Consider the following 660-nt stretch of genomic DNA (forward strand, 5'->3'; position numbering starts at 1 on the left):
GCCAGCCACGATCATATCGAGGCTCATTGACGGGTGGTTGCTATCCGTCGCTTGCTCAGGCAACAACGGAATATGCACAAATCCATGCCGAATCGATTTGTCCCTCAGATAATGCTGTACTCCATAAAACAGATGGTTGCACACAAACGTCCCCGCGCTATTAGAAACCTGACAAGGGATGCCACTCTCATGCAACGTTTGAGCAATACGCTTGATTGGCAAAGACGAAAAATACGCATCCGGGCCTTGTTCGATGATGGGCTCATCGATTGGCTGATTGCCACCGTTGTCTGGAATTCGGAAGTCATCCACATTAATTGCAACGCGTTCGGGCGTTATTGCCGCTCTACCCGCGGCCTGACCAACGGTAATAACACAATCTGGTTGATGCGCTTCAATCGCATCAATCACAGCACGGATGGACTCAAAACGCGTCACAGGCACCTGACAAGTAACAATGATGCCACCGTCAAGACTTGTTTCTTCTAGCCTTTTCACAGCCTCCAACGCAGGATTTATTGCATCACCACCAAACGGTTCAAAACCAGTAATCAAAACCTTTTTCATCGCAACCTTCAAAGAGAAATTGTTTCGCCGATTATTGCATCGCCTCTTTCACTCTCCAACCATAAAGTCAGCTTGCAACCAAGCCACATTGTT

The 660-nt window shown here is 47.9% G+C and carries 1 protein-coding gene; it reads right to left on the minus strand.

All coding sequences use genetic code 11. The features are described from left to right. Nucleotides 1-567, minus strand: a 567-nt coding sequence (pcp, locus tag R7R78_RS26930) for a pyroglutamyl-peptidase I (RefSeq protein ID WP_225474710.1), incomplete at its 3' end; no start/stop codon positions are given. Nucleotides 568-660 lie beyond the last annotated feature (93 nt).

The sequence above is a fragment of the Vibrio sp. 2134-1 genome, from assembly GCF_033339495.1.